Here is a 5391-nt window from a genome sequence, read left to right as displayed (position 1 = left end):
CCTGATCCTGCCGGCCAAAGCCGGAAATCCCAGTGTCCGCCTCGATCCAGCTACACCACGCTCTGGGACACGATCCATCGTCGCGATGGAAGCCTGCGCCACGAGCCACCAGCCGGTCGCCGCTTCGCGTGGCGCGCTTGGTGGTATGGGAGCCCCTGCAGCCTCGCGGGCTTGTCGGCCGTTAGGATTCCGTTAACCCAATACGACTTGCAAAGAATCGAGAATCGTCCTCTAGTCGCAGACGGAAATTAGCCGTTTAACGCCTGGGAACCGTTTCTGTGAAGAGCAACTTGGACGCCCTGCCCTATTCGGCGCCGGAGAGCGCTCTGCAGCGAATGACCCGACATGCTAAAGTTTTGTCGGGGCAGATGCAGGCGTTGAGCGCCACGCTGTTTCCGCCGGCGGCCCGAAAATCGCTGCGCTCCTTCTCGTCGGGGGAGGTCGCGCGGTTTCTCGGCGTGTCGGATGGGTACCTCCGGCAATTGTCGCTCGACGGCCTCGGCCCAACGCCCGCGGTGACGGGCGGTGGGCGACGATCCTACACGCCGGCCCAGATCGGCGAGCTGCGCGTCTATCTCGCGGGCGCGCGGCCGAAGGAGGCGCTCGGCTTTTTGCCGCATCGGCGCCCTGGCGATAAACTGCAGGTCATCGCGGTCGCCAATTTCAAGGGTGGGTCGGCCAAGACTACGACCTCGCTCTATCTTGCCCAGTTTCTCGCGCTCGAAGGCTATCGCGTGCTGGCCATAGACCTCGATCCCCAGGCCTCGCTCTCGGCCATGTTCGGATATCAGCCGGAGTTCGACATTGGCGAGGGTGAAACGCTCTATGGCGCGATTCGCTATGACGAGGCGCGCCGGCCGATGCGGGAGGTGGTGCTGCCCACCTATTTCGCGGGGGTCTCGCTCGTCCCCGGCAATCTCGAGCTCATGGAATTCGAGCATCACACGCCGCGCGCCATGGTGGAGCGATCACTGCGCGGCGGCGAGTTGTTTTTTCGGCGGGTTGGCGGCGCTATCGCGGAGGTCGTTGATGATTTCGACGTCGTCGTGATCGACTGCCCGCCCCAGCTCGGCTATCTCACCATGGGCGCGCTAAATGCGGCGACGGCGATGCTCGTGACCGTTCATCCGCAGATGGTGGACGTGGCCTCCATGAATCAATTTCTGCTCATGACGTCGGACGTCATGACGGTCATCGAGGAGGCGGGGGGCCGGTTGGATTACGACTTCATCCGATACGTCGTGACCCGGCACGATCCCAATGACGTGCCGGAAACACAGATCGTCGCTCTGCTGCGCAATCTCTTCGGCGAGGATGTGCTGGGCGCGACGGTGTGGAAGTCGACGGCTATCGCCAATGCCGGGCTCACCAAGCAATCGCTCTATGAGCTCGAAAGGGGTTCGGTCGGCCGTGCCGCTTTCGAGCGTGGGCTCGAATCGGTCAATGGCGTTAATCGCGAAATCCTCGGGCTCATGGAGAAGGTCTGGCGTCGATGAGCAAGCGCACGGATACTATCCGTTCTCTATTCGCTCAACCCCCTGCCCCGATGTTGTCTGCTGACAACAGTACGGCGGAGCCGCGCCGCGTCGCGGCCGGGGCGGTGCGCTCGATGAAGGACACTTTCTCCGACATAGAGCGGGAAAACGAAACGTTGCGGGCCCGCATCGCCGCCGGTGAGCAGGTAATCGATATCGACCCCGGGTTGATTGATCCTTCCCCTTTTGCCGATCGTTTCCCCCAGGAGGAGGACGTCTCCTTCGAGGCGCTGAAACAGTCGATCGCCGATCGTGGGCAGGAGATCCCCGTCCTGCTGCGCGTCAATCCAGCCCTGCCCAGTCGCTATCAGACGGCCTTCGGCCATCGCCGTATTCGCGCGGCGCTCCAGCTCGGCCGTCCGGTGCGAGCGATTATTCGTGCGCTCGGCGATGATGATCTCATCATCGCGCAGGGCGTCGAAAATTCGGCGCGCGAGGATTTGAGCTTCATTGAGCGCGCGGTCTTCGCCTGGCGGCTGGAAAGCGCCGGGCGCGGCCGCTCGGTCATTCAGCAAGCGCTCGCAATCGACAGGGCGGAAGCGTCCAAGCTGATATCAGTTGCGAAGGCCGTGCCCGAGGATGTCGCGCGAGCCATTGGAAAGGCTCCGAGGATCGGCCGCGGCCGCTGGCAGGAATTCGCCGAGCTGCTGCGCGATGGTCCGGCGCTGAAGCGAGCCCGGCTGGCGACCACCCTCCCCGCCTTCTCGTCGCTCGATAGCGACGCGCGTTTCGCGCAGGCGCTCGCCGCGGCGAAGCGGGTCGAGACCGAGCGGCACCCTGCCCGCCAAATCATAGAGATCAGGAATTCCGCAGGCCAGTCGATCGCGGAAATTCGCGCCTCCGAGCGCGACGTCAGAGTGACTCTGGTAAAAGCGGATGGAAGCGCATTTGCGCAATTCCTTGCCGCCCGCCTTCCCGAGTTGCTTGAGGAGTATCGTTCTTTCGACGCCGGCGACGGCGCATCGAATGGCGCGTGAGAGTCGGCGAGAGGAGAACCCAGCAAAAGAAAAAGGCCCCCGAAACGATCACGCCCCGGAAGCCCTTCTCGATGTGTAGCAACTGAGAGAATCACACTTCCACGAATCGCTGTCAAGCATTTTGGCGCCGTTTCGGTGAGCAGATTTCTTTTGCCTGAACGAGGCAAAGGATCATGCAGATACGTCCAACGACGCCCTTCGGGCGGCGGCCGCTGTCGCTCGCCATGGTGGCGACCCAGACCGCGACCGAGCATTTCGCCACGACGCCGAGCGCGTCGGAAACCGTGGTGCACAAATGGCGACTGTTTCGTTCGCTCACCGAAGCCAAGGAGGCGCTCGGCGTCACCGAGCGCGCGCTATCTGTATTGCACGCACTGTTGAGCTTTCACCAGGAGACAGCGCTCACCCTACCGGAGCACAATTCGAAGAAGGCCGAAGCGGGATCCGCTAGTCCCGGCATTGTCGTGTTTCCCTCGAACAAAGAGCTGTCGATCCGGGCTCATGGCATGGCGTCGGCGACCCTGCGGCGGCATCTCGCCTGCCTCGTCGACGCCGGACTGATCATTCGCCGCGATTCTCCGAACGGCAAGCGCTTCGCCCGAAAAGGGGAGGGGGGCGCTGTAGAGGACGCTTTCGGCTTCGACCTTGCGCCGCTGCTGGCGCGCGCAGGAGAAATCGAGAACCTCGCCGAGGAGGTGCGGGCCGAGAACCGCGCGATCGCGCTGCTGCGGGAAAAGATCACCATTACCCGACGCGACATCGTCAAAATGATCGAGACCGGATTGGGGGAGGGCGTCTCAGGCGATTGGGACCGCGCGCACCAGCGCTATGCGGCGCTCTCGGGGCGCTACGGGCGAGGGCTTCCCCGCGCCGATTTAGAGGCTCTGGCGGGCGAGCTGGCCGTGCTCGCGGCCGAAATCCATAAGCTGCTGGAAGATCACGTAAAAACTCAAAATATGAGCGTCAATGAGTCTCAAACTGAGCGTCACATACAGAATCAAATTACAAACTCTTCTGATCTTGAACCTAGCCTTCCAGAAGGCAGGGCCGATCCGTTTCAGCCAAATCTCGAAGAGGGGAGGGTCCCGATCGAACGCGATCCTGAAATTGCCTCGGACCGTTCTCGAACCATCGATCCAAAGCCACAGCTCCGAACCTATCCTCTCGGCATGGTGCTGGACGCCTGTCCCGACATCATCGATTACGGCAGGGGCGGTGAGATTTCCTCGTGGCGAGACTTGGCGGCGGCGGCAGTGACGGTGCGCTCTGCGCTCGGCGTTTCGCCAGACGCCTGGGCACAAGCTTTGGAGGTCTTGGGAGAGCATGACGCCTCGATCGTCATTGCGGCGATCCTGCAACGCGGCGATGAAATCAAGAGCGCCGGCGGTTATCTGCGCGTCCTGATCGAAAAGGCGCGGGCAGGGGAGTTCTCGCTCGGGCCCGCGCTGATGGCGCTGTTGCGCGGCAAGGCCGCGAAGGCGGCGCGAGAGCGTAGGAAAACGGGGTGACGTGGGGATGGATTTTCACGAGCCTCGGCAGTCCGATCGATCACAGCGTTTCGGCGTCGAGCAATCGGAGCTTTTCCGCGCGGTCGAGCAGGCTTTTGACGGAGGAGGGGGACCAGCGGGCTCCGCCGCGCGGCGTGCGCTCATACATGGCTTCGAGCTGCGCGCCGATTTGCGCGAGCGTCAGATCGGGATTGGCCCGTTTGATCCCAGCGACGAGCGTCACCAGGCGTTCGCTGCTGATTTTTCGGCTGGCCGCTTGATGAAGGAGACTGGGCTCGATCAAGCCCTCGGCGACGAAGCATTTGACCGCGCGCTTCAGGCGCTCGACGGTCCATTGGGGCAGGGGAGCGCCTGAAGCGCCATCGCGCCTGGCGTTGAGCACGCGCACGACATCCTGCCAGCGTTGATCCGGGCGCATTTGCCGGACGACTGGCAGCCAATGTTCGGCTGTTCGATTGACGCGCTCGAAATAGCGCGCCGCCTTGGCGTTGACGATACGCTGGATGGCGTCGCGGTCGCCGGCGCGGAGTTTTGGATTGCCGCCGATGCGGCCGCGCTTTTTGGCGGCGCGCAAGCCGTCTTTGGTGCGCTCCTGGATCAGGGCGCGCTCCAATTCCGCCACGGCGCCCAGAACCTGCAGAGCGAAACGGCCTTGTGGGGTAGTGGTGTCGATCGGATCGGCGAGCGATTTGAAATGCGCGCCCTTGGCGTCGAGCTCGGCAATCACGGCCAGGAGATGCGACAGTGAGCGCGCCAATCGGTCGAGCCGCACGACGACCAGTATGTCGCCGCGGCGCACCCGCGCCAGCGCCTTGGCCAGTTCTGGCCGCGAGGCTTTCGCTCCCGACATATGCTCGCGAAATATCTCGACGCAGCCGGCGGCCTTCAGCACATCGGTCTGGGCGTCCGTGACCTGGTCCTCGGTCGAGACGCGGGCGTAGCCGATCAGGGGCATTCGCCCTGGTCTCCTTCCGACGACATCAGCGACGGTCTATTTGTGAGCCGTTCGATAAGCTTCAGGAATCTCGTCGTCCGCAACCGGCGGCACGCCACCTTCTCGGCGCATGATCTGGTCGAAGGCGCTCCAATCGGTCCGGCCTTTCTTTTCCGCGAAATAGCGAGCGGTGCGCAACGCCGAAACCTTTTCGGCCACCGCCGAAGCGACGAATTGGTTGAGGCTCGTGCCATCCTCGGCGGCGATCTTTTCGGCTTCCGCCTTCATCGAAGCGGGGAGCCGAAGGGCATAAGCGGCAGTTTTGGTTTTCAATGCACTATCCTCATCAGCGTATCTTCTCGGGGTCGTGTCCCCACCGGTGGTGTAGCAGTTCGGGAGCAAGCCGCTCGCGACGCGCGCTTTTCATAGCGCCGTAG

The 5391-nt window shown here is 63.0% G+C and carries 5 protein-coding genes; 3 read left to right on the top strand and 2 right to left on the bottom strand.

Annotated features, from left to right (window positions below):
- The first annotated feature begins 368 nt into the window (after positions 1–368).
- The 3 genes from repA (at position 369) to repC (ending at position 4020) form a co-directional block, all read left to right on the top strand.
- The gene (gene repA / locus K3F48_RS23205) at positions 369–1496 is read left to right on the top strand and encodes a plasmid partitioning protein RepA (protein WP_255609708.1); all 1128 of its coding nucleotides are present in this window, start codon (positions 369–371) and stop codon (positions 1494–1496) included.
- Positions 1493–2512 carry a plasmid partitioning protein RepB gene (gene repB, locus K3F48_RS23200; protein WP_222577810.1) on the top strand — a complete coding sequence of 340 codons (1020 nt, stop codon included), beginning with the start codon at positions 1493–1495 and terminating at the stop codon, positions 2510–2512. The genes repA and repB overlap by 4 nt, the downstream gene beginning before the upstream one ends.
- A 173-nt stretch (positions 2513–2685) precedes the next feature.
- The gene (gene repC, locus K3F48_RS23195; protein WP_222577809.1) at positions 2686–4020 is read left to right on the top strand and encodes a plasmid replication protein RepC; all 1335 of its coding nucleotides are present in this window, start codon (positions 2686–2688) and stop codon (positions 4018–4020) included.
- Between the two features lie 40 nt (positions 4021–4060).
- On the opposite strand, the gene K3F48_RS23190 is transcribed toward repC, so the two are convergent.
- Together K3F48_RS23190 and K3F48_RS23185 are read right to left on the bottom strand one after the other, a co-directional pair.
- Positions 4061–4975, bottom strand: a complete 915-nt coding sequence (locus tag K3F48_RS23190) for a recombinase family protein (RefSeq protein ID WP_222577808.1) — start codon at positions 4973–4975, stop codon at positions 4061–4063.
- Between the two features lie 36 nt (positions 4976–5011).
- Complete coding sequence (locus K3F48_RS23185; RefSeq protein ID WP_222577807.1) at positions 5012–5242, bottom strand: toxin-antitoxin system HicB family antitoxin; 231 nt, start codon at positions 5240–5242, stop codon at positions 5012–5014.
- Positions 5243–5391 lie beyond the last annotated feature (149 nt).

It is taken from the genome of Methylosinus sp. Sm6 (assembly GCF_019802345.1).
Taxonomy (GTDB): domain Bacteria; phylum Pseudomonadota; class Alphaproteobacteria; order Rhizobiales; family Beijerinckiaceae; genus Methylosinus.
This window is presented reverse-complemented; position numbering and strand designations above follow the sequence as displayed.